This window comes from Neorhizobium sp. JUb45, from assembly GCF_004343585.1.
Taxonomy (GTDB): domain Bacteria; phylum Pseudomonadota; class Alphaproteobacteria; order Rhizobiales; family Rhizobiaceae; genus Neorhizobium.
Map to the genome: position 1 here is coordinate 25,290 of NZ_SLYW01000017.1, position 21,839 is coordinate 47,128.

Here is a 21,839-nt window from a genome sequence, read left to right on the forward strand (position 1 = left end):
TCAGTTCTCCAGCCATGCCGGGTCGCGACGCAGAACTTCCAGCCTGTCCTTCGGATTGTCGAGGCTTGGAAGCGCGTTGAGGAGACCGCGTGTGTAAGGATGTTGCGCCTGATCGAGATCGGCTGCGGCGATCGTTTCGACCACACGGCCCGCATACATGATGATGACGCGGTCGCAGAAACTGCGCACGAGATTGAGATCGTGGCTGATGAAGATCAGGCCGATATTGCGCTCCACCACGAGATCGTCGAGGATCGAGAGAACTTGCTGGCGCACCGTCACGTCGAGTGCGGAAGTCGGCTCGTCGGCGATGATCAGCGATGGCTGGGCGATCAGCATCATCGAGATCATGATGCGCTGGCCCATGCCGCCGGACACTTCATGCGGATAAAGATCGAAGACCCGTTCCGGATCGCGGATGTTGACCCGTTCCAGCATGGCAAGGGTTCGGCTGCGTGCCTCCTTCGGCGTGGCGCGTTCATGCAGGATCACCGTTTCGGAAATCTGTTCGCCCACGGTCATCACCGGGTTCAGCGAATATTTCGGGTCCTGCAGGATCATGGCGATGCGGCGTCCGCGAATGGCGCGCATCTCTTCCTCGGTTGCCGTCAAAAGATCGATATCCTCGAACTGCATGCGGCTGGCTTCTACGATCGCCTGCGGCGGTTGCAGTCGCATGATGGCGCGGCCGGTCGTGCTTTTGCCCGAACCGGATTCGCCGATAATGCCGATTTTTTCGCGGCCGACGCTAAAGGACACGTCGCGCACTGCGGTGGTGACGCCGGACAAAGTCGGGAACTCGACGGACATGCTTTCGACCGTCAGAATTGTGTCGGATGTGTTAGCCATTGCGGGGATCCATGATATCGCGAAGCCCGTCGCCGAGCAGGTTGAAGGCAAGGCTGACGGTCAGGATCGCGATGCCCGGAACCGTCGTCAGCCACCATGCGTCGAGCAGATACTGTCGGCCGGATGCCGCCATTGCGCCCCACTCGGCCATCGGCGGCTGGGCGCCTAGCCCAAGAAAGCCGAGTCCGGCGGCTGTCAGGATGATGCTCGACATGTTGAGCGTGAGACGCACGATGATGGAGGGTGCGCAAAGCGGCACGATATGGCGCAACAGGATGCGTCCGGTGCCGGCGCCCTGCAGTTCTGCGGCGATGACGAAATCCGCATGACGGAAGGTCAGGGTTTCGGCACGCGCCAGACGCGCGATCGGCGGCCAGACGGTGAGCGCAATGGCGATGACCGCGTTTTCGATGCCGGGACCAAGTGCTGCCGAAAACGCCAGTGCGAGAACGAGGCTCGGGAAGGAGAGAAAGATATCGGTGATGCGCATCAGCACGACATCCACCCAGCCGCCGAGATAACCGGCAGTGGCGCCGATGACGAAGCCGATCGGTGCGACGATGACGGTGACGAGGATAGTGATATAGAGCGTCGTGCGCGCCCCATAGATCAGCCTCGAGAAGACATCACGCCCGAACTCGTCGGTGCCGAACCAGTGCACTGAGGAGGGCGCCTGCAATGCGATGGCGAAATCCTGCGTGAAGGGATCATGGAAGGCGATGACAGGCGCCAGCGCCGCGACGACCACGAGCAGAAAGACGACCGCAAAACCTGCGAACGCCAGAGGGTTTGCAAGAAGGCTCAGCCAGGCGAGATAGATGCTGTGCAGTCTGGCCTGACGCGCAGAGGTGAATTCCTCGCTGATCAGCCAGTCATGCAGATTTGAGAAAGTGCCGGACTTTGCCATTTAGCGGGTCCTCGGATCGATGAAGCGGTAGACAATGTCGGAGAGCAGGTTGATGGCGATCGAAATGATGCCGATCAGAAGCACGCTGCCGAGCACGGCGTTCATGTCGGCGAAAAAGAGTGCCGAGGTGAGATAGGAGCCAAGGCCGGGCCAGGCGAAGACGGTTTCGATCAGCACCGTGCCGTCCAGCAGGCCGCAATAGGCAAGCGCGATAACGGTCAGGAGTTGGACTCGGATGTTGCGAAACGCATGCCGCCAGACGATCGGGCGTTGACCAAGGCCCTTGGCGCGCGCAGTCAGAATGTATTCCTGCCGCATCTGCTCGAGCATGAAGCTGCGCGTCATGCGGCTGAGATAGGCCATCGACGCGTAGCCGAGGATGACGGCCGGGGCGATGATGTGATGCAGCGCACTGCGAAACACATCCCAATGACCACCAAGGGCGGAATCGATCAGGATGAAATTCGTGCGCGCCTGCACGATGCCCTCGTCATAGAGATAGATGCGGCCACCGGGTGGAATGGCGCCGAGATAAGCGTAAAAAACGAGAATGACGATGGTGCCGAGCCAGAAGATCGGCGTCGAATAACCCAACAGCCCGACGACGCGGGCGACATGGTCGACCCATGTTCCCTTGCGCACGGCGGCAATCACCCCGAGCGGGATGCCAAGACCTGCGCCGATGATCGTTGCCAGCGTTGCCAGTTCGATCGTGGCCGGAAAGACGCGGGCGAGATCCTTCGAGACGGGCTGTTTGGTGATGATAGACTGGCCAAAATCCAGATGGACGACATCACTGAGATAACCGGCGAACTGGACATAGATCGGCCGGTCCAACCCCATTTCCTTGTAGACGCGATCATAGGTGGCCTGATCCGCCTGATCGCCGATCACCGCGATGACGGGATCGGCGGGGACCATGCGGCCGACGGTGAAGGTGATCATCATCAGGCCCAGCAGGGTCGTCAGGATCACCACGAACGAGGTCACGACCTTGCCTGCAGCTTTTGGAAGCGCGGATTTTCTGGGCGCAGAGGTCTCTGAGGTCTGGATAATGCTCATGCCGCTATCCTTGAAATTTTATGAGGTCACTCGGACTTGGTCACTGTGTCCCAGCGGGTCAGCCATGTCGGGTGGCCGACATACCCCTTCACTTCGTTGCGAACCGCTTTCGGATCGGTGCGTTGGAAAGAGGTGACGAGTGCGGGGGAGGCGCGCAGATAGGCCTCGTTGATCCGTGCGTAAAGCGCGTCGCGTTTTTCCGCGTCGGTTTCATGCGCGGCCGCAATGACCATGTCCTGAATATCTTTGGGAACGTCCCAGGCGGATCGCCAGGCCACCAGTCCTGCCAGCTTCGAGTCGTCGGCATTGTTGGCATTGGTGGCGTAGGATTGCAGGACCGCATGCGGATCGGGCAGGCGCTCGCCGGTGCGCGACGAGAAAAGTTCGAACTGTCGGGCGCGAAATTTTCCGATCTGGTCGCCGATCTGCAGGTCGAGCTTGATGCCGGCCTTGGCGGCATTGTTCTGGAGCGAAATGCCGACTTCGGATTCCGGCGTGCCGGGCTGGGCGAAATAGACCTTCGAAAAGCCGTCGGGATAACCCGCTTCGGCCAGCAATTGCTTGGCCGTGTCGATATCAAGCTTGTACGGCATCGCGTCCGACGCGCCGGGCAGGCCGGCCGGGATGATGGTCTGCTGTTTGGTGCCGTAATATTTCATCACGGAATTGGCCAGACCGTCATAATCGATGAGATATCGGAACGCCTCGCGGACCTTGGGATTGGATAGGATCTCGTCCTTCTGGTTCAGTGCCAGATAATAAAATCCGAAGCCCGGTACCTTCTGGACGGTCACCTTGCCGTCTCTCTCAAGACCGGCAAGGTCCGTCGATGACAGGCGGGTGGCAATGTCGACGTCGCCGGCGTCGATCTGCAGGCGCTGCGCCGACGATTCCGGCACGTGCCCCATATAGACGCGCCGCATTGCGGGCATGCCCTTCCAGTAATCCTTGAAGGCATCGGCGATCAGAAGCTGATTGGAGCGCCAGGTGACGAGTGAGTAGGGGCCGGAGCCCGCGTCTGCCGTCTGCAGGTAGTTGCGCGCCCAGTCGCCGTCCTTCTCCTTGGTGGCGAGAAACACGCTGTCGACGATGGAGGTCGAATAGCTGGCAAGGGAGTAGAGGATGAGATTGGGGTTCCAGACTTCCGGCGTCTGCAGCACCAGCGTGTGGTCGTCTTCCGCCCGGATCAGTTCATCCACGTTTTTTGCCGAAAATCCCCATTGGCGAAGGTCCGTAGAGGGCGCGAGGCCCAGCTTGACCAGCCGATGCAGTGACCATTCGACATCGCGTGCCGTCACCGGATTGCCCGAATGGAAGGTCACGCCCTGCCGGATCTTGAAGGTGAAGGTCTTGCCATCCTCGGAGATCGTCCAGCTTTCCGCGAGGGATGGCTGGGGATCGGCGATGTTGTCGGGCGGCAGGGCGATAAGGCGGTCATAGAGGTTCGCAACCACCTCTGCCGCTTCCAGCTGATTGATCTCATGCGGGTCGAGGCCGCGCATCGTCGTCATCATGATCGCGATGACAAGCTCGTCCTTCGGTGTCGCTGCCATGGCGGCGGGACCGACGGCCGTTACGGTCATGGCGCACGCAAGCAGCGCACGTTTCAACATCTTCATATCTACCTCCCAAGGCTCCTCAACCTCGCCATATCGAAATTTCAGTATCGACATGGATTTCAAATCTGATATATCAAGTTTCACACAAATTGATCCTCGTCAACGGATTTTCGGAAAATGACCGCTGCCAACCCCTCCGCCGCAAGCCCATCCGCTTCTGGCCAGGCCGAATTCGAAAAAATCGACGCCAGCTTCCAGATGACGGTGCGCGATCATGTTCATCGCGCCATGCGCAGTGCCATCATTTCGGGGCGTTTTCAGCCCGGCCAGAAAATCAACGAACGTAATCTCGCCGAGCAGTTCGGGGTCAGCACGACGCCGATCAAGGAAGCCCTGCGCCAGCTCGAGACGGAAGGACTGGTGGAGGCGCTGCCGCGTCGCGGCGTGGTCATTCGCTTCAGCATGTCCTGGGCAGAGGAAATGATTCTTGCGCGCGCCGCGCTGGAATCGATGATCGCGCATCTGGCGGCAAAGCGTATCGATGAAAAAGGCAAGGCCGCGCTCTCGGTGATTGCCAATCGCATGAAGGAAGCAACCGCCTCCGGCGATGCCGACAGCCTGATTGCGCTCAACGAGACGTTTCACGATCACGTCCACAGAAGTTCGCAATGCGGCTATCTCGCCAAGCTGATCGAGCGGCAGCAGTTTTATGACGCCAGCATTCGCCGCGTCATTCATCTCGATCCAACCGAACGGCAGAAGGCGCTGGACGAGCATGTTGCCATTGCCGAGGCGATTGCCGCAGGCGACGCCGACAAGGCGGAGCGGACCATGCGCGACCATGTCGTGCGATCCGGCGACACGTATCTGAGCATCGTTTTCAAGAAAAAGGGAGAGGTCTGACGTGAGTGATAAAATGAAAACCGTCAGGAAGGCGCTAACCGGAATTTCCGGTGTTCCGGTGACACCTTACAGGGGCGACGGCTCGATCGATGTTGCCAAGCTGAAGACGTTGATCAAGGGAATGGCGCAGGCGCGGGTGCACAACCTGATGGCCGCCGGCAACACGGGCGAATTTTTCACCCTGACCATGGATGAGGTGCGGGAGGTGCATGCCGCGACGATCGAGGCTGCGGATGGCAAGGCGCTGGTCAGCGCCGCTGTCGGCCGCTCGTTGACGGAAGCGAAGGCGCTTGCCAAGGATGCGATCGCCGCCGGTGCCGATGCGATCATGGGTCATCACCCGATGGATCCGTTTGCCGGTCCGTCCTATCAGGCCGGCTATTTCCTGGAACTGGCCGATTTTTCGACGGTTCCGGTCATTGCCTATGTCCGCAGCGACGGTTTTTCGGTCACCGATTTCCGAAAACTCGCCCTTCATCCCAATATTGCCGGCATCAAGTTCGCATCGCCGAACCTCATGCTTCTGTCGGAGGTCATTCGCTCCACGCAGGATGCGCCAGCCATCTGGGTCTGCGGTCTTGCCGAAGGATGGGCGCCGGCTTTCTACGCCATGGGCGCTCGCGGTTTCACATCGGGCTTGGTCAACGTCTTTCCGGAACGCTCGCATGCCGTCCATCAGGCGCTAGAAGCGGGGGATTATGCCCGTGCGCGTGCCCTGATCGACGGCATTGCCGGTTTCGAGATGTTGCGCACCAAATACAATAACGGCGCCAATGTCACGGTCGTCAAGGAAGCGCTCGGCATGCTCGGCACTGATGTTGGGCCGGTGCGTCTTCCCGGCGTGGTCGCGCTCAACGACGAGGAGCGAAGCATTCTTCGCGGCATCGTCGATCGTGTCAAAGCCGAAGCGCTGGCTGCCTGATCGGAGAAATGACGTGCATATTACCGGTATCAAGACCTACATGCAGCGCGTGGATGAGCGTCCGCGCCTTCTTCTGAAGATAGAGACGAGCGAAGGCATTTCCGGCTGGGGGGAATGTTACAATCACGGCCCCGACTGGGCGCTGCCGCCGCTTCTCGACTATCTTTTCCACCAGATCGAGGGAGAAGATCCGCGCCGGGTCGAATTCCTCGTGTTGAAACTCAATCAGCAATGCCGCTTTCCTCCCGGAGCCCTCGGTCTTGCCGCGATTTCCGCAATCGACCATGCCTTGTGGGATATCGCCGGCAAGGCTGCGGGGCTTCCCGTCTACATGTTGCTCGGCGGCAGCGTACGTGATCGCGTGCGGGTCTATTGCGGCGTCTATACCGCACCTGATCCCGAACAGGTGCTTGAGCAGACGCTGAAGCTCAATGCGGATTATGGCTATACCGCCTTCAAGCTTAGTCCCTACCGCCGCGACCTGCATTCAGGCCGCTGGGGTGAGCTGGTGAAGGAGACCGGCGACTGGTTCGGTCGCATCCGCGAGATCACGCCTTCGCATTTCGAATTCGCCTTCGATGCGCATGCCAAGATTTTTGAGCCCTACAAGGCCGTCCAGCTTGCCGCGGCCATAGCGCCGAATGATCCGATGTTCTACGAGGAGCCGATCCGCCCGGAACATATCCCGGCATGGAAGGAATTGAAGTCGAAGGTGAACGTGCCGCTCGCCACCGGCGAGTCGCTTTATAATCGCTTCGAATTCCTCAATCTGTTGACCCAGCAGGGCGCAGATATCATCCAGCCGGATATCTGCGTGGTCGGCGGCGTGTCGGAAATGCGGCGTATTGCGACGATCGCAGAGGCCCACTACGTCACGGTCGCACCGCACAACCCGATGGGACCATTGGCGACTGCCGTCAATGTTCACTTCTGCGCGGCGCAGCCGAATTTCCATGTTCTGGAATTCAAGCCGCATGGCCACGCGCCCTGGGCACTCGACCCGTACATGCCGGTCGATGGTCATATGGAACTGCGTCCTGATCGCCTAGGCTGGGGTATCGAGGTCGATGAAAAGGTGCTCGAAAAGGACGATTATGTCCACTGGGAGCGTAAGGTCACCCGCAAGCCGGATGGCTCAACGGCGTATCCATAAAGAGCCGAGAAGTCACGGTTACCTCAGCGCCGAAAATCAGCGACTGAGGTAACCGAAAAATCTGATTGCCGCTGCTTAAACAAATACACCGTCTGATGGCCTTTGATATTCGACATTTTCCATAATGGAGCTTTGCGTTTCAACCGGGGGTTTACCATCCAAAGAGACGCTTTCGCAGATGCTTAGCAGATCTGAGCCTTTGATCGACGGTTCGCATCCGCTCAAGAGCTTAGTGACGCCGGCTCGTGCCCTAATTAAGGAGACCTTGAACTCTCCTGATGGCTGATGACCAAACAGCGTATCCCGCCGCATTCATGTGGACTAGGTCGGGCAGATAATATCTGAACATCGGCAGGCAGTTCTCGCCAATCAGCCCGGTGCTGGCCTCGATCCATGTCGTGTTCTCGCGCTCCGTGCACCAGTCGCGGGCCAATTGATTGAACTCCGCGAATTCGTGGCGGTAGATCCAGCGTGCGGGGCTGTCCTTAATCGACAAAACGAATACCTCGGATTGCGGCAGCATCTCAGAAACTCGGTCGCGCAATCCCTTGAGATGCCGAAAGGTCGTCTGAGCCGTAAGGCCGTCGCTGGCTATGTCGTTTTCGCCGAAATAGAGCACGATTTTGCCCGGCTTGAGAGGTGCCAGAAGCTGGTCCAGATAATGGATGCCGGAGAGAAACGTGCCCCCGCCAAAACCCAGATTGACGACGTCGAGAGACCCGAGATCCTCCGCGATGGAATTCCAGATCCGGAAGGAAGATGACCCGTAGAAGGCGATCGGATCAGCGGGAAGGCCGAGCCGCTCCAGCCGTGCCAATACGGTGATGATATCGTTTTCGTGTCGGCTCGTGCAGATGCTGGCGGGGAAATCGTACATGTCGGTCCTCAAGCGAATGGTGGGGCAGCGCATTGCCGACCATTGCGACGTCGCGCTGCGCGCCAGGGTTCATGAACGCGTATGGCGCAGCACATCCATGGCGCCACGGGTCAGCACGTCGTCGGCGCCCATGACGATGGCCAGTCCGAACACTTCCGCAGCGATGACGTAAAGATCGTTCAACCCGTCATTGCCGACGATCGTCGCTTCGTCACCGGGCGAATACCAGCCGGATTCGCGCGCCTGCCGGAATTCCTGTCCGATCACCATGCCGTGGACGTAGGAGCGCAGCTGATCGCCGGAGAGCTTGCCCGCAAGGCCGCCCGTTCGCGCCGAAAACAGCAGGGACAGCATGGCGCCGGAGTTCTTCGCTTCCTCGAGACCCCAGCGGTATGCTTGCGGATCGTTGACAACAGGCTGCGTCGCTCCGCGCGCGATGAACGAATGGTTCAGCAGCAGTGCAAAGATTTCGCCTGTCACGAATGTCTGGAAGCCGTCGATCCGGCCTGCCTTGACCTTTGCCCATTTGCTGTGTGTTCCGGGGATGATCACCGTTGCATCGCAGTCCAGCCCATGACCCACGACCTGGGTTTCCTCGCCGCGCATCACGTCGGGGAAGGGGCGGCGCGCGGGATCGGTCAGCCCCGGCAGAAGCACCAGTTCCGAACCGTTCGGCAGAACCATCCGAACCGTGCCGCGTGCAAGCTCTGCCGGACCGGCCGGGCAGGGCACATAGGGAATTTCGACCCAGCCATTGCGGCTGGTGATCATGCCAAGCGCGACGACCGGCGAGGCGCCGTGGGCGGAAAACCAGGGGTCAAGCGCTGTCATGAGTGCGGCCTCATGGTCGCCTTTTCCGAGCGACGAGATGCCCTGTGGCGTTTCCAGACTGTCGAGTTCTTCGCCGTCATTGCCGACGAGTACCGCTCTCAGCGACGCTGTTCCCCAGTCGACCACAATCGATGCTGCGTTTCCCATGCAATAAGCCTCCTCCGCTCGTTTCATCTTGGGGCTTGTCATAAGGCGTCACTGCGTATAGTGTCAATCTGTGAGTTTATAGTGCCACGATATGATACTTTATTGGGAGGTGAGGAAATGGTAGCTGGTCTGAAGGGCATCTTGCCCGTCCTGCCGACACCCTTTTTGGCGAATGGGTCCGTGGATGAGGCAGGCATGTCGCGGCTGGTGCAGTTCGCTCTCGAGCAGGGTGTTGATGGCGTCGTGTTTCCGGGCTTTGCCAGCGAGGTGGAAAACCTTGATGCCAACGAGCGCGCCAGGCTTTTGAAGATCGTGGTGACCACTGTGGCCGACCGGGTGCCGGTGGTGGCCGGTGCCAGTGCCGCCGATTGGCGCGACGTGGTTGCGCATGGTCGCATTGCGGCAGATCTCGGCATCCGTTACCTGATGGTGCAGCCGCCGAAATCGGTGGGCACCGATGCGCCGGCGCTGATCGAATTTCTACGCAAGATCGTCGAAGCGCTGCCGGAGGTGGAGATCATCCTTCAGAACGCGCCAGCGCCGCGCGGTTCCGACCTGTCGCCACAGGCAATTGTCGAGATCATCGAAGCGCTTCCGCAGGTCGCCTATGTGAAGGAAGAGACGCTTCCAGCCGGCCCGGCGATCAGTCATATCATTGCGCACGCGCCCAAGACGCTGAAGGGTGTGATCGGCGGCGGTGGTGCGCGCTATATTCTCGACGAATATGCCCGCGGCGCGACTGCCGCCATGCCGGCGCTGGAGATTGCCGGAGAGCATGTTGCGATCGATCGGGCGCTTGTTGCCGGCAGGCGGGATGAAGCGCGCAATATCTATGTGCGCACCCTGCCGCTTCTGGTGTTGCAGGCGGTTTACCGCATGCGGCTGACAAAGCATGTACTTGTGCGGCGTGGCGTGATCGATGGTGTGGGTGTTCGCGCGCCGACACCTGATCTCGATGCGGCGGCAATCGCCGATATCGATGGCAATCTGGTGGAGCTCGGTCTGCTTTCTGCGGAGGCCGCATGAACAGCCCCATTTCGACGGTCGAGGTTTTCACGCTCACGCAGCCGCGCAAGGTGCCCTATCTCGGCGCATTGAGGGAAGGTGAAGTGGTCAATGCGAACGGCTACATCGTTCGCAAGGGCAATCGCACGGTCTATCCCACTTTCGACCGCAGCGTGCTGGTCCGCATGACGACCGAGGCCGGCATTGTTGGCTGGGGCGAAACCTATGGCATTGTCGCGCCGGGCGCGGTGGCGGCGTTGATAAACGATCTTCTTTCCGGTTTCGTTATCGGCCGAGATGCGACGGATCCTTCTGCGATCTACGACGATCTCTACGACATGATGCGCGTGCGCGGTTATACCGGCGGCTTCTACGTCGATGCGTTGGCAGCGCTTGATATCGCGCTCTGGGATATTGCCGGCCAGGAAGCGGGCAAGTCCGTGCGCGATCTGTTGGGCGGCGGGGTCGAAAGTTTTCCGGTTTATGTGTCCGGCCTGCCGGAAAAGACGCTGCAGGCGCGCGGCGAGCTGGCGAAATACTGGCAGGATCGCGGCTTTGACGCCTTCAAGTTTGCGACGCCGGTGGCCGATGACGGCCCGGCGGCCGAAATGGAAAACCTGCGTAAGGTTTTGGGCGTTGACGCAAAAATCGCTGCCGACATGCACTGGAACCAGACGCCGGAGCGGGCGCTGGAGCTAATTGCCGAAATGGCGCCGTTCTCTCCGTGGTTTGCCGAGGCGCCGGTGTGGACCGAGGATATCGCAGGTCTCGAAAAGGTTTCCAAAGGCACCCATATCCCGATCGCCGTCGGCGAGGAATGGCGCACCCATTGGGACATGCGCGCCCGGATAGGGCGTTGCCGCATCGCCATCGTGCAGCCGGAAATGGGTCACAAGGGCATCACCAATTTCGTTCGCATCGGCGCGCTGGCAAGCGAATACGGCATCGACGTGATCCCGCATGCCACCGTCGGCGCCGGTATCTTTCTGGCGGCCAGCCTGCAGGCGTCGTCGACACTACCGACGCTTAAAGGACACGAATTCCAGCATTCGATCTTCGAGCCGAACCGTCGCCTTCTTTCCGGCGACATGGATTGCCGCGAAGGTCGCTATTACCTGCCATCAGGGCCGGGAATAGGGGTGAAGCCGTCGGAGGCGGCGCTCGCGCTACTCGAACGTATCTGAATTGGTTCTTTGGAGGAGGAAACCATGAACAAGAGAGTGAAAAACCTGGCGCTCGGCGCCGCGACTGCAACCGTGATGATGATGAGCGGCCTTGGCCCCGCCATGGCCGACACCGTGCTGAAATTCATCTCGTGGCAGACCGATGATGCCGGCACTGGAGAATGGTGGCATTCGGCAATCGCCGAATTCGAAAAACAGCATCCCGGCGTCAAAATCGAATTCACCAAGGCGGAGCGCAGTTCCTACGCGGACACGATGACGACGCTGTTTGCGGCCAACCAGCCGCCGCAGATCGTGCATCTCGCATCCTTCGAATTTCAGATGTTTGCCGATAGCGGCTGGCTTGAACCGCTCGATCCGTGGCTGAAGAAGGACGGCATCGACATGACCGGCTGGGCCGGCCAGAAGACATGCGAATGGAACGGCGAAACCGTCTGCATCATGACCAACTATTTCGGTTTCGTCATGGCCTATAACAAGAAGATGCTAGATGCTGCCGGCATCGCTGTGCCGAAAACCTACGACGAGTTTCTTGCCGCCGCCAAGGCCACCACCAAGGATCTCAATGGAGACGGCATTGTCGACCAGTTCGGAACCGGCCATGAAACCAAGGGCGGTCCGGGCCAGTATCTGACCGAAATGCTGAACTACATCATCGATGCCGGCGCTTATTGGACCGATAAGGACGGCAATATCACCATCGATACGCCGCAAATGGTCGAGGGCCTGACGCGCTGGAAAACCGTGATGAAAAGCGGCATCAGCCCGGTCGACATGAGCGCCAGCGATGTGCGCAAATTGTTTGCAGACGGCAAGATGGCCATGCGCCTGGATGGTCCATGGCTCTATGGCACTACCGAAAAGGGAACGGCCAAGAGCGATATCGTCTACGCCGCGCCACCGCTGACGCCGCCGCTCGGCGGCTCGTCGAATGTGCTGGCCATGCCGTCCGACATTCCCGACGATCAGAAGCAACTTGTCTGGGATTTCATCAAGCTGACGATGACACCTGAATTCCAGCGCAGTTATGCGACGATGGGTGGCAATACGCCGCCAAGCCCGAAGGCCGATGTATCGGGCGTCGAAAAGACCATTCCGCATTTCCCTGTTCTGCTGCAAACGATGAAGGCGGCGTCCGAAAAGGGCATCGACCGGGTGCCGATCGGGCTGGAGCTCTATTACAATGAGTTCAGCAAGATGATCATGGAAGAAACCCAGCGGATGATCATTCAGGATCTCGATCCGGCGGAAGTGGCAAAAACCATGCAGTCCAAGGCAGAAAGCATCAAGGGCTGATCCGTTTCGAGATCATGGCCCGCCGTCTCGCGGGCCATGGACATCACGAAAGCATCCGGCAGGAGAACCATTCATGACCGACACCGTTCGGGCGGGGCGGGGCAAGTTCTTTGACCTTGCGCGCCCCAGCCGTCAGCATCTTCTCGGCTACATCCTTATCGCGCCCGCGGTGCTGATGGTTGCCGCCATCATCGTCTGGCCGCTGATCCTGGCGATCGATCTGTCGTTCCAGCAGGTCAAGATCCCTCGGCTTGGCGGCGCCAGCCGTCCGTTCTCGCTCAACAACTACACCTGGCTGTTTTCCTCGGAGGAATTCTGGCTGGCCTGCTGGGTCACATTCAAGCTTGTGGTGGTCGTAACAGCTGGCAGCGTCGCCGTGGGGTTGAGTACGGCACTACTTGCCAACAACCGCTTCAAGGGCCGCACCGTGGCGCGTCTCGGCATCGCACTACCCTGGGCGGTGCCAGAAATCATCGCGGTCGTCATCTTTGCCTGGATGTTCGACACCTCTTTCGGCCTGTTCGGCTGGCTGGCGATCCAGCTCGGCTTCTCCGACCAGATGATCCCGTGGGTCAGCAGTTCGACGGCGGCCTTCTGGGCGGTGGCGATCACGATGGTGTGGAAGGGCTTTCCCTTCGTGTCGATCATGTGCCTTGCCGGCCTACAGTCCATTCCATCCGACTACTACGCCGCCGCCAAGGTGGATGGTGCCAGCGTCTTTCAGCGTTTCCGCTGGATCACCATGCCGCTTCTGATGCCGGTTCTGGGCGTCACGCTTGTCCTGACACTGTTGTGGGTGTTCCGCGACTTCTCGATCATCAAGGTGTTGACCGGCGGCGGTCCGCTGCGCTCGACGCAGACGCTGTCGATCATGACCTACGACCAGGCCTTCCAGTACCACAACTTTGGCCGTGCCGCGGCCGTCGGCGTGCTGACGCTGGTCATCTGCATCATCGCCAGCCTGCTGATGCTCGGCCGGCGCTCGAAATCAATCTATTGAGGAGGCCTCGATGAGACGTACATTCGCCCAGAGCCTCGCTCTTTATGCCACGGTGATCTTCACGCTGCTGATGATCCTGTTTCCGGTCTACTGGCTGGTCGTCACGGCACTTTCGACCACAAACGAACTCTATCGCCTGCCGCCGACCTTCTGGCCTGCCGATCCGCAATGGGATATTTTCGCCCGTGTCTGGGCGGCAAAGCCCATCCTCATGTGGCTTTGGAACTCGATGCTGGCCGCCGTCGGCTCGGTGGCGCTGTCCATGCTGGTTTCTGTCAGTGCAGGTTACGCTCTGTCGCGCTATTCGATGCGCGGCGGCGCAACGATGGGGCTGTTTGTTCTGACAGCCAAGATGCTGCCGGCGACGCTGCTGGTCATCCCGCTGTTCTCGATCTTTTCCAGTTTTGGCCTGATCGGCAGCCTGTGGACGCTCGTGCTCGCGCATTCCACGATGATAATTCCCTTCGCCACCTGGATGCTGAAGGGATATTTCGACACCATACCGAAAGAACTCGAACAGGCGGCAATGGTCGATGGCTGCTCGCCGATCGGTGCCATGGTGCGCGTCGTTCTGCCGATCGCAACGCCGGGCCTGGCCGCCACCGCGCTTTATGCCTTCGTGCTCAGTTGGGCGGATTACGCATACGCGCGGACCTTCCTTGTGAACTCGCCCGACAATTGGACGGCCAATCTCGGCATCACCACGATGCAGGGCGAATATGTCACCTACTGGAATGACATTTCCGCCGCCTCGGTCTTCATCGCCCTGCCGATCATCGCAATTTATCTGTTCCTTGAACGCTATTTGGTCGGCGGCCTGACCGCTGGCGCGGAGAAATAAGCATGGCCAATATTTCCATTCGCAATGTCAGCAAGTCCTATGGCGCGCTCAATGTCCTGCAACCCTTCTCGCTTGAAATAGAGAATGGCGAGTTCGTTGTGCTGGTCGGTCCCTCCGGCTGCGGCAAGTCCACGATGCTTAAAATTTTGGCCGGCCTGGAACCCGCCAGCGGAGGTCAGATCTTCATCGGCGAACGCGAGGTGACAGACTTAGCGCCCGGTGATCGTGACATCGCCATGGTGTTCCAGAACTACGCACTTTATCCGCACCTGACCGTTCGCCAGAACATTGGCTTCGGGCTGAAAATGCGCGGCACCGACAAGACGGAAATCGACCGCCGTGTCGACGACGCGGCGCGCATCCTCGAGGTGACGCCTTATCTCGACCGCAAGCCCAAGGATCTCTCGGGTGGGCAGCGCCAGCGTGTGGCTTTGGGCCGTGCGATCGTGCGCCAGCCGCAGGCATTTCTGATGGACGAGCCGCTCTCCAACCTCGATGCCAAGCTGCGTGTCCATATGCGCGCCGAAATCGGCGCGCTTCACAAGCGCATCGGCGTCACCACGGTCTACGTCACCCACGATCAGGTCGAGGCGATGACCATGGCCGACCGCGTCGTCATCATGCAGGGAGGCCTCATCCAGCAGATAGCCGCACCCGACGAGCTGTTCAACAACCCCGCCAATCTCTTCGTTGCCGGTTTCATCGGTTCGCCGGGGATGAACTTCCTCAATGCGGAACTGCGTGATGGCCAGCTTACCGCCTTCGGGCAGCAGATTTCGCTCCCGCGTGCTACCACCCATCAGGGACCGGTCGTCGTTGGCCTGCGGCCGGAACATCTGACGCTCGGTGAAGGGCCCGTGACCTTCCGCGTGCGGCCGACGCTGGTCGAAAGCCTCGGCTCGGAGAAATACGTCTATTTCGAAGCTGAAGGCGCCCGGATCACCGATGGCGAAGACGGCAAGTCGAAAGGCCTGATTGCCCGCGTGTCTCATAGCGGCACCTTGCCGAGAAACGAGGAGATCAGGCTCGGTTTCGATCCTGCCCAGCTCTACCTTTTCGACTTCAAGACGGGTGAACGGCTATGATCCTCGTCACGGGATCGGCTGGTCGTGTCGGCCGTGCCGTGGTCGCTGCATTGCGGGCAAAAGGCCGAGCCGTGCGCGGCTTCGACCTGCGGCCGTCCTCAGCCGACGGCGAAGACATCGTGGGGTCGCTTGAAGATGCGGATGCCGTGGCACGAGCTGTCGAGGGCGTGAGCGACATCCTGCATCTCGGTGCCTTCATGTCTTGGGCACCGGCGGATCGCGATCGCATGTTTGCCGTCAATGTCGAAGGCACGCGGCGACTGCTGGATGCAGCGTCCACGCAATCTGTGCGTCGCTTCGTGTTCGCATCCTCCGGTGAAGTCTACCCGGAAAATCGTCCGGAATTCCTGCCGGTAACCGAAGATCATCCGCTGGCACCAAATTCTCCCTACGGCCTGACCAAGTTTCTGGGCGAGGAGCTGGTGCGTTTCCATCAGCGAACCGGCCGGATGGAGACGGTGACCCTGCGTTTTTCCCATACGCAGGATGCGGCCGAGCTGCTGGACGAAGACAGTTTCTTCTCTGGCCCGCGCTTTTTCCTGAAGCCTCGCATCCGGCAGCAGTACAATTTCGGCAACACGGCCATGGCGGATCTTTTGCGCTCCAAGGATATCGGCGAGCCCGCTCATGTGCTGGCGCGAAATGAAAACGGCCGGCCGTTCCGCATGCATATCACCGATACCCGCGACATGGTCGCCGGCATTCTGCTGGCGCTCGATCATGCCGATGCGGCAGGCGGCGTTTTCAATCTCGGCTCCGATGAACCGGCAGACTTTGCTGAACTTCTGCCGCGCATGGCGGAGTTGACGGGCCTTCCACTTGTGCCAGTCGATTTTCCCGGCGCAGGCGTCTATTACCACACTTCGAACGCGCGGATCAGGAACACGTTGGGGTTTGAAGCGGAATGGACGATGGACCGGATGCTGGAAGAGGCGGCCGCCGCAAGGCTGCACCGTCTCGCCGGGAGGACGAGGCAATGAAACCGGAAACACCCGGCGGCACGGCGGCACTTGCAAAAGGGCTGACGCTTCTCGACATGGTGGCCGATGCGCCCGAACCGCTGCGCTTTGCCGAACTGTTGCGGGCATCGGGCCTGCCCAAGCCCACCTTTGCCCGTATTCTGCGCACTCTGATCGCCTACGGGCTGGTGCGACAGGACGAGGCGCGAGGCACCTATGTGCTAGGGCAACGTTTTCTCGAAATGTCCCACAAGGTATGGGAGAGTTTCGATCTCGTCTCGGCGGCGATGCCGGAACTGGAGCGGCTTGCATCCGAACTCGGTGAAACCGTCGCACTGTGTCGCCTCGATGGGGTGGTGACGCAATATCTGGCCGAGCGTTCTCCCAACGGGCTTTCGGTGCGTGTCGAGGTCGGTCGTCGCGTGCCGCTGCATTGCACGGCACCCGGCAAGGCGCTTCTCGCCTTCCAGGATCCCGCCGTCGGGCGCGCCCTGATCGACCGGCTGACGCTGGACGCCGAGACGCCGCAGACCATTACCGCGCTCGATGCCTTGCAGGCCGACCTGACGCTGACGCGGGCACGGGGATATTCGATTTCCTACGAAGAACATCTTCGCAGCGTGAATTCTGTAGCGGCGCCCGTCATGGGTCGCGACAACACGCCGATCGGCGTGCTCGTGGCGCTTGGCCCGTCCTCGCGCCTCGATGCCTCCAACATCCATCCGGCCGGTCGTGAGCTGATTGCGGCCGCTCGCCGGATCACCGGTGCGGCGGGCGCCGTTGCCATCAGTTCGCGCCCCCGTCCGCGCACCGCCGTCGGCCGACCGATGGCGGATCTCAGCTGTATTCTGCCCTGGGGTGCCCAACTGGGCGAAAGCCCTGTCTGGCATGAGGCCGAAAAGGCGCTTTACTGGGTGGACATCCTGCATCCGGCGGTGCATCGCTTCGATCCGGCCACCGGCCGCAACGAAACCACCGAAACCGGCAAACTCGTCAGCGCCGTCATTCCGGTGACGCAGGAACGCCTGCTGGTCGCTTCGCAGGACGGTATCGAATGGCTGGATTTTGCCTCCGGTCGCCTGACGCCGTTCGTCAGCCCGGAAGCCGGCATCGTCGACAATCGCCTTAACGATGCCAAATGCGGACCGGATGGTGCCGTCTGGGTGGGATCCATGCGCATTGATGCCTCAAAACCGACCGGAGCGCTCTACCGGATCAACGCCGCCGGCGCTTTCGAGCGCAAGGAAGGCGGCATCGTCGTTTCGAACGGACTTGGCTGGAGCCCTGACGGGCGTACCTTCTATTTCGTCGATACGGTGCCGGGTTTCATCCATGCCTATGACTGCGATCCGCTGACCGGCGCCTTGTCGGGGCGGCGTGAATTTGCCCGGGTTCCCGTGGCTGATGGCCGGCCTGACGGGCTTGCGGTCGATGCCGAAGGCGGCGTCTGGTGTGCGATCTGGGATGGTTGGAGCGTGCGCCGTTACCTGCCGAACGGCAAACTCGACCAAGTGATCGAACTGCCGGTGCCGCGCCCGACCAGCATCGCCTTCGGTGGTGAGGACCTGTCGACCATGTTCATTACCAGCGCCCGCACGCGCCTGCCGGCCTCCGCCCTGGCGGATGCCCCCTTGTCCGGCGGCCTGTTCTCCTGTCGTCCCGGTGTTGCCGGTGCGCGCATTCCCCTGTTTCAAGGATAAGAAGATGCGTCTCGAAACCGTCTTTGGCCTGAAAGGTCGCACAGCGCTTGTCACTGGCTCCAGCCGCGGCATCGGCGCTGCGATTGCGGAAGGTTTGGCCGGTGCCGGCGCGCATGTCATCCTGCACGGCACGAAATCCGGGAGCGCGGCCGCTGCGCAACAGCGTATTTCGGATGCGGGGGGTACGGCGCAGGAACTGGCAGGCGACCTTTCCGCCCCCGGTGCCGGCCGCGACCTCATCGAACGCGCCGAAGCCATTGCGCCTTTGGACATCCTCGTCATCAATGCCAGCGCCCAGGTTAACGCGACGTTGGTGGATCTGACGCCGGACGATCTTGCCTTTCAGTTGGCGGTCAACCTCGGATCCACTGTGGACATGCTGCAGACGGTCCTGCCGCTCATGGCTGCCCGAAAATGGGGGCGTGTGGTGTCGATCGGCTCGGTTAACCAGCTTCGCCCCAAAGGCGTTGTCACTGCTTATGCCGCCACGAAAGCGGCGCAGCATAATCTGATTCAAAGCCAGGCACGCGATTACGCACGCGACGATGTTCTTCTCAATACGCTTGCGCCCGGCCTGATCGATACCGACCGCAACGCTCATCGTCGGGATGCAGATCCAGTAGGCTGGGAAGAATATGCCCGCACGTTAAACTGGATGGGACGGGCCGGACAGCCGGAAGAAATGGTGGGTGCCGCAATCTTCCTGTCGTCGCAGGCCTGCAGTTTCATGACCGGCGAGACCGTTTTCCTGACCGGTGGTTACTGATGGATTTGCCGGCACAGCTGGGTTCGCTTCTGCGGGCTGGTGCCGTCCTCACCGGCGATGACATGTCCGCCTATCTGCAAGATTGGTGGGGGCGGCAGACAGGTCCCGCGCTCTGCGTGGCCCTGCCCAAAACGACGGAAGATGTAGCTGCAATCGTCCGCGCCTGTGCAGACGCCGGGCGTGCCATTGTTCCACAGGGTGGGAGGACCGGGCTGACCGGTGCTGGTGTGCCGGGTGCCTGCGACAGGCCGCCGGTCATTTTGTCCCTTTCGCAAATGCGGCGCATCCGCAAGATCGATGCGATCAACGGTTCCATCGACGTCGATGCCGGCTGTGTTCTTTCCGATGTTCAGTATGCCGCAATCTGTATGAACCGCCTGTTTCCCATTAGCCTCGGTTCAGAAGGCTCGTGTCAGATTGGTGGCATCATCAGCACCAACGCCGGCGGCACCAATGTTCTGCGTTACGGAACGACCCGCGAAAACGTTCTCGGTCTTGAGGTCGTACTGCCCGACGGTACGACCTGGGACGGCATGAAGGCACTTCGCAAGGACAATGCGGGTTATGCTCTGCGGCATATGTTCATCGGGGCGGAAGGAACGCTTGGCATCATCACCGGTGCGGTGTTGAAGCTTCATCCCTTGCCCAACGTTCATTCAACCGCTTGGGTCGGTGTTGCGGATCCCGAATTAGCGTTGCGGCTTCTAAACAGGCTTCAATCGTGTTGCGGTGAACGGCTGACGACGTTCGAACTGATGAACGAAGAACAGCTTGCGAGCGTTATCGCTTATCGACCGATTGCCGCATCACCGATCGATGCTCCCTGGCATCTGCTGATCGAACTCGCCGATATGTCAGGTCCGGAATTGCTAAGTGAAATGCTGCTTGCCTCTCTGGAAGCGGCAATGAATGCAAGTGAGATTTTGGATGCCGCTATTGCGCAGAACGGCACGCAACGCGATAATTTCTGGGCGCTACGACATGGCACGGCTGATGCCAACCGTAATATCGGGCATGTGCTGTCCGCCGACATTTCCGTGTCCGTGTCATCTGTGCCACGGTTTTTGACCGCCGCGTCTGCCGCAGTGCGCACACTTTATCCAGAGGCGCAAATCGTTGTCGTTAGCCACATGGGAGATGGCAACGTGCATTTTGCAGTTAGATTCAGCCACCGAGATTGGGGTCGCTACGATGATCCGGCCGGCACGGTGGTCGCTATCCGCACCATCGTGAACGATTGCGCGGATGCGCTGGGCGGCAGCTTCAGTGCAGAACATGGCATTGGTCGCAAGTTGATCGATGAATTAAGAAAGCGAACCGACCAAGCCGGCTTTCAGTCAATGCAGCGACTTAAAGACGCATTCGATCCGCAGGGCATAATGAACCCGGGTTGTGTTCTAGGTGAGCAAGATCAAGTCAGTTGATAGCTTCTTCATGTGCAGCTGACATGAAGCAGCCACACGGCAGTTTCGAGAGGCGAATTCGAATTTCCGGGTATTTAGCAAAGCCCTTTCACGGCTCACTGTTATTTCATTTAAAATGAGAAGCGGGTTGTGGGTTCGATTCTCATCAAGAGCTTAAAAGCTCAGGTCGGGACACGAAGTGCGTTGAGCACCATTGCGCCTTGAATGTGAGAGCGCTATAGGTAGTTACGTTCCTACATGGAGGCGCATATGGGTACCAGCAGCTTGACCAGTCGCGAATTGAACCACGATGTCGGCAGAGCAAAAAGGGCTGCTGAGGCGGGACCGGTTGTTATCACTGATCGAGGCCGACCGTCACACGTGTTGATGACGTATGTTGAGTTCGAGCGCCTGACAGGTAAACGTCACAATCTTGTCGATGCCCTATCAATGCCCGGCTTGGCGAATATCGATTTTGATCCGCCGAGAGCAATCACAGCAGCTCGCGAAGTTGATTTGTCTTGAATTATTTGCTCGACACAAACGTCGTTTCCGAACTCCGGAAGGTTGGCGACGGCAAGGCTGATCCGAACGTGACGGCCTGGATAAGTGCGCAGGATGCCCGTGATCTGTATATTTCTGCGATAACAATTCTAGAGCTTGAACGTGGGATCCTCGGTATCCAACGTCGTGATGTTACGCAGGGTTCTCGCCTGCGGGCATGGATGGATAGCCGGGTTCGACCGGAGTTTTCGGAACGTATCCTACCTATCGACGATGCAATTGCGACGCGCTGCGCTCATTTACATGTTCCAGATCGCCGCAATGAAGCCGATGCAATCATTGCCGCCACAGCGCTCGTGCACGGGCTTGCTGTCGTGACGCGCAACATTCAGGATTTCCAAGGCACTGGCGTTGTCCTCGTGAATCCGTGGCAGGCTTGAGGTCGGACACATCTGGTGTGTCGGAGTTTCGCGACTAATTCAGGAAAATCTCGTAAGGTATTCTCAGCGTGCTGAACGGCGGTCTTAAACCTATACAAGCCAACGGTTGTGATTCGAAAAAACGCCGCCCGATGATCAGCGTAAGGTAAATATACCTTGCCAATTCTATCGTAAAAATACCCATTTTGCGATTGTATTATGACGGAAATTTAGATCTATCAGCGATAAGAACGTATATCTGTTGATGAAACCGTTTGTTCACTTCGTTTGTATTGCGATTGGGTAATCCCCCCGTTTTTAACGGGGCTCCGCAGTAGAATTCACGCGGCCATTTTCAGTTTCTGTGCGGGTGTTATGCCGCCGATGCCCATATTGGGCCGTTCGTTGTTGTACGTCCATAGCCACTGCGTGGCGAATTCCTGTGCCTCCTCGATGCTTTCGATGAT

Annotated in this window: 22 protein-coding genes; 15 read left to right on the forward strand and 7 right to left on the reverse strand. The window is 59.6% G+C overall.

The window, feature by feature from the left end:
- From EDF70_RS28645 to EDF70_RS28660, 4 genes are read right to left on the reverse strand one after another with little or no spacing between them, the layout of a single operon-like run.
- The gene (locus EDF70_RS28645) at positions 1-849 is read right to left on the reverse strand and encodes an ABC transporter ATP-binding protein (protein WP_132281404.1); all 849 of its coding nucleotides are present in this window, start codon (positions 847-849) and stop codon (positions 1-3) included.
- The gene (locus EDF70_RS28650; RefSeq protein ID WP_132281407.1) at positions 842-1,756 is read right to left on the reverse strand and encodes an ABC transporter permease; all 915 of its coding nucleotides are present in this window, start codon (positions 1,754-1,756) and stop codon (positions 842-844) included. Before EDF70_RS28650 ends, EDF70_RS28645 begins: the two co-directional genes overlap by 8 nt.
- Positions 1,757-2,818 carry an ABC transporter permease gene (locus tag EDF70_RS28655; protein WP_132281410.1) on the reverse strand — a complete coding sequence of 354 codons (1,062 nt, stop codon included), beginning with the start codon at positions 2,816-2,818 and terminating at the stop codon, positions 1,757-1,759. It lies immediately after the preceding gene.
- Positions 2,819-2,844: 26 nt separating this feature from the next.
- Positions 2,845-4,437 (reverse strand): ABC transporter substrate-binding protein, encoded by a 1,593-nt coding sequence (locus EDF70_RS28660; RefSeq protein WP_245519419.1) that lies wholly within the window; start codon positions 4,435-4,437, stop codon positions 2,845-2,847.
- A 117-nt stretch (positions 4,438-4,554) separates the two neighbouring features.
- On the opposite strand from EDF70_RS28660, the gene EDF70_RS28665 reads away from it, so the two are divergent.
- The 3 genes from EDF70_RS28665 to EDF70_RS28675 are packed head-to-tail and all read left to right on the forward strand — an operon-like array spanning position 4,555 to position 7,355.
- Positions 4,555-5,280, forward strand: coding sequence for a GntR family transcriptional regulator (locus EDF70_RS28665; protein ID WP_132281413.1), 726 nt, complete (start codon positions 4,555-4,557; stop codon positions 5,278-5,280).
- 13 nt (positions 5,281-5,293) lie between these two features.
- Positions 5,294-6,202, forward strand: a complete 909-nt coding sequence (locus EDF70_RS28670) for a dihydrodipicolinate synthase family protein (protein WP_132281467.1) — start codon at positions 5,294-5,296, stop codon at positions 6,200-6,202.
- A gap of 13 nt (positions 6,203-6,215) precedes the next feature.
- On the forward strand, positions 6,216-7,355 hold the full coding sequence (locus EDF70_RS28675; protein WP_132281416.1) for a mandelate racemase/muconate lactonizing enzyme family protein: 1,140 nt from the start codon (positions 6,216-6,218) through the stop codon (positions 7,353-7,355).
- A 250-nt stretch (positions 7,356-7,605) separates the two neighbouring features.
- Here the strand turns inward: EDF70_RS28675 and EDF70_RS28680 are convergent, their stop codons facing one another.
- Both EDF70_RS28680 and EDF70_RS28685 read right to left on the reverse strand, forming a co-directional pair.
- Positions 7,606-8,232: a GDSL-type esterase/lipase family protein gene (locus EDF70_RS28680; protein ID WP_132281419.1), complete on the reverse strand. Its 627-nt coding sequence runs from the start codon at positions 8,230-8,232 to the stop codon at positions 7,606-7,608.
- A gap of 69 nt (positions 8,233-8,301) precedes the next feature.
- Positions 8,302-9,210, reverse strand: coding sequence for a 2-dehydro-3-deoxygalactonokinase (locus tag EDF70_RS28685; RefSeq protein WP_132281422.1), 909 nt, complete (start codon positions 9,208-9,210; stop codon positions 8,302-8,304).
- Positions 9,211-9,327: 117 nt separating this feature from the next.
- On the opposite strand from EDF70_RS28685, the gene EDF70_RS28690 reads away from it, so the two are divergent.
- From EDF70_RS28690 to EDF70_RS28745, 12 genes are all read left to right on the forward strand, one after another.
- Complete coding sequence (locus EDF70_RS28690; RefSeq protein ID WP_132281425.1) at positions 9,328-10,236, forward strand: dihydrodipicolinate synthase family protein; 909 nt, start codon at positions 9,328-9,330, stop codon at positions 10,234-10,236.
- Positions 10,233-11,399: a mandelate racemase/muconate lactonizing enzyme family protein gene (locus tag EDF70_RS28695; RefSeq protein WP_132281428.1), complete on the forward strand. Its 1,167-nt coding sequence runs from the start codon at positions 10,233-10,235 to the stop codon at positions 11,397-11,399. Before EDF70_RS28690 ends, EDF70_RS28695 begins: the two co-directional genes overlap by 4 nt.
- Positions 11,400-11,423: 24 nt before the next feature.
- Positions 11,424-12,695: a sugar ABC transporter substrate-binding protein gene (locus tag EDF70_RS28700; RefSeq protein WP_132281431.1), complete on the forward strand. Its 1,272-nt coding sequence runs from the start codon at positions 11,424-11,426 to the stop codon at positions 12,693-12,695.
- A gap of 73 nt (positions 12,696-12,768) precedes the next feature.
- The gene (locus EDF70_RS28705; RefSeq protein WP_132281434.1) at positions 12,769-13,695 is read left to right on the forward strand and encodes a sugar ABC transporter permease; all 927 of its coding nucleotides are present in this window, start codon (positions 12,769-12,771) and stop codon (positions 13,693-13,695) included.
- Positions 13,696-13,705: 10 nt separating this feature from the next.
- Positions 13,706-14,536 (forward strand): carbohydrate ABC transporter permease, encoded by an 831-nt coding sequence (locus EDF70_RS28710; RefSeq protein WP_132281437.1) that lies wholly within the window; start codon positions 13,706-13,708, stop codon positions 14,534-14,536.
- A gap of 2 nt (positions 14,537-14,538) precedes the next feature.
- Positions 14,539-15,621 carry a sn-glycerol-3-phosphate ABC transporter ATP-binding protein UgpC gene (gene ugpC, locus EDF70_RS28715; RefSeq protein WP_132281440.1) on the forward strand — a complete coding sequence of 361 codons (1,083 nt, stop codon included), beginning with the start codon at positions 14,539-14,541 and terminating at the stop codon, positions 15,619-15,621.
- Positions 15,618-16,601, forward strand: coding sequence for an NAD(P)-dependent oxidoreductase (locus tag EDF70_RS28720; RefSeq protein ID WP_132281443.1), 984 nt, complete (start codon positions 15,618-15,620; stop codon positions 16,599-16,601). The genes ugpC and EDF70_RS28720 overlap by 4 nt, the downstream gene beginning before the upstream one ends.
- Positions 16,526-18,280, forward strand: coding sequence for an SMP-30/gluconolactonase/LRE family protein (locus EDF70_RS28725; RefSeq protein ID WP_207908352.1), 1,755 nt, complete (start codon positions 16,526-16,528; stop codon positions 18,278-18,280). The genes EDF70_RS28720 and EDF70_RS28725 overlap by 76 nt, the downstream gene beginning before the upstream one ends.
- A gap of 4 nt (positions 18,281-18,284) precedes the next feature.
- Positions 18,285-19,046, forward strand: coding sequence for an SDR family oxidoreductase (locus EDF70_RS28730; RefSeq protein ID WP_132281449.1), 762 nt, complete (start codon positions 18,285-18,287; stop codon positions 19,044-19,046).
- Positions 19,046-20,470: an FAD-binding oxidoreductase gene (locus EDF70_RS28735; RefSeq protein ID WP_132281452.1), complete on the forward strand. Its 1,425-nt coding sequence runs from the start codon at positions 19,046-19,048 to the stop codon at positions 20,468-20,470. Before EDF70_RS28730 ends, EDF70_RS28735 begins: the two co-directional genes overlap by 1 nt.
- A gap of 249 nt (positions 20,471-20,719) precedes the next feature.
- A complete protein-coding gene (locus tag EDF70_RS28740) occupies positions 20,720-20,974 on the forward strand; it encodes a type II toxin-antitoxin system prevent-host-death family antitoxin (protein WP_132281455.1) in 255 nt (84 codons plus the stop codon).
- Positions 20,971-21,393, forward strand: coding sequence for a type II toxin-antitoxin system VapC family toxin (locus EDF70_RS28745; protein WP_132281458.1), 423 nt, complete (start codon positions 20,971-20,973; stop codon positions 21,391-21,393). Before EDF70_RS28740 ends, EDF70_RS28745 begins: the two co-directional genes overlap by 4 nt.
- A gap of 320 nt (positions 21,394-21,713) precedes the next feature.
- Here the strand turns inward: EDF70_RS28745 and EDF70_RS28750 are convergent.
- On the reverse strand, positions 21,714-21,839 hold a 126-nt coding region (locus tag EDF70_RS28750; protein WP_165932087.1), incomplete at its 5' end, for an integrase core domain-containing protein.

Excerpts from the sequence above, each read along its gene's own strand:
- EDF70_RS28645 (WP_132281404.1), bottom strand. The coding sequence starts at position 849 with ATGGCTAACACATCCGACACAATTCTGACGGTCGAAAGCATGTCCGTC.
- EDF70_RS28665 (WP_132281413.1), top strand. The coding sequence starts at position 4,555 with ATGACCGCTGCCAACCCCTCCGCCGCAAGCCCATCCGCTTCTGGCCAG.
- EDF70_RS28730 (WP_132281449.1), top strand. The coding sequence starts at position 18,285 with ATGCGTCTCGAAACCGTCTTTGGCCTGAAAGGTCGCACAGCGCTTGTC.
- EDF70_RS28705 (WP_132281434.1), top strand. The coding sequence starts at position 12,769 with ATGACCGACACCGTTCGGGCGGGGCGGGGCAAGTTCTTTGACCTTGCG.
- ugpC (WP_132281440.1), top strand. The coding sequence starts at position 14,539 with ATGGCCAATATTTCCATTCGCAATGTCAGCAAGTCCTATGGCGCGCTC.
- EDF70_RS28710 (WP_132281437.1), top strand. The coding sequence starts at position 13,706 with ATGAGACGTACATTCGCCCAGAGCCTCGCTCTTTATGCCACGGTGATC.
- EDF70_RS28655 (WP_132281410.1), bottom strand. The coding sequence starts at position 2,818 with ATGAGCATTATCCAGACCTCAGAGACCTCTGCGCCCAGAAAATCCGCG.
- EDF70_RS28735 (WP_132281452.1), top strand. The coding sequence starts at position 19,046 with ATGGATTTGCCGGCACAGCTGGGTTCGCTTCTGCGGGCTGGTGCCGTC.
- EDF70_RS28720 (WP_132281443.1), top strand. The coding sequence starts at position 15,618 with ATGATCCTCGTCACGGGATCGGCTGGTCGTGTCGGCCGTGCCGTGGTC.
- EDF70_RS28670 (WP_132281467.1), top strand. The coding sequence starts at position 5,294 with ATGAAAACCGTCAGGAAGGCGCTAACCGGAATTTCCGGTGTTCCGGTG.
- EDF70_RS28660 (WP_245519419.1), bottom strand. The coding sequence starts at position 4,437 with ATGAAGATGTTGAAACGTGCGCTGCTTGCGTGCGCCATGACCGTAACG.
- EDF70_RS28695 (WP_132281428.1), top strand. The coding sequence starts at position 10,233 with ATGAACAGCCCCATTTCGACGGTCGAGGTTTTCACGCTCACGCAGCCG.
- EDF70_RS28690 (WP_132281425.1), top strand. The coding sequence starts at position 9,328 with ATGGTAGCTGGTCTGAAGGGCATCTTGCCCGTCCTGCCGACACCCTTT.
- EDF70_RS28740 (WP_132281455.1), top strand. The coding sequence starts at position 20,720 with ATGGGTACCAGCAGCTTGACCAGTCGCGAATTGAACCACGATGTCGGC.
- EDF70_RS28700 (WP_132281431.1), top strand. The coding sequence starts at position 11,424 with ATGAACAAGAGAGTGAAAAACCTGGCGCTCGGCGCCGCGACTGCAACC.
- EDF70_RS28685 (WP_132281422.1), bottom strand. The coding sequence starts at position 9,210 with ATGGGAAACGCAGCATCGATTGTGGTCGACTGGGGAACAGCGTCGCTG.
- EDF70_RS28650 (WP_132281407.1), bottom strand. The coding sequence starts at position 1,756 with ATGGCAAAGTCCGGCACTTTCTCAAATCTGCATGACTGGCTGATCAGC.
- EDF70_RS28680 (WP_132281419.1), bottom strand. The coding sequence starts at position 8,232 with ATGTACGATTTCCCCGCCAGCATCTGCACGAGCCGACACGAAAACGAT.
- EDF70_RS28725 (WP_207908352.1), top strand. The coding sequence starts at position 16,526 with ATGGACGATGGACCGGATGCTGGAAGAGGCGGCCGCCGCAAGGCTGCA.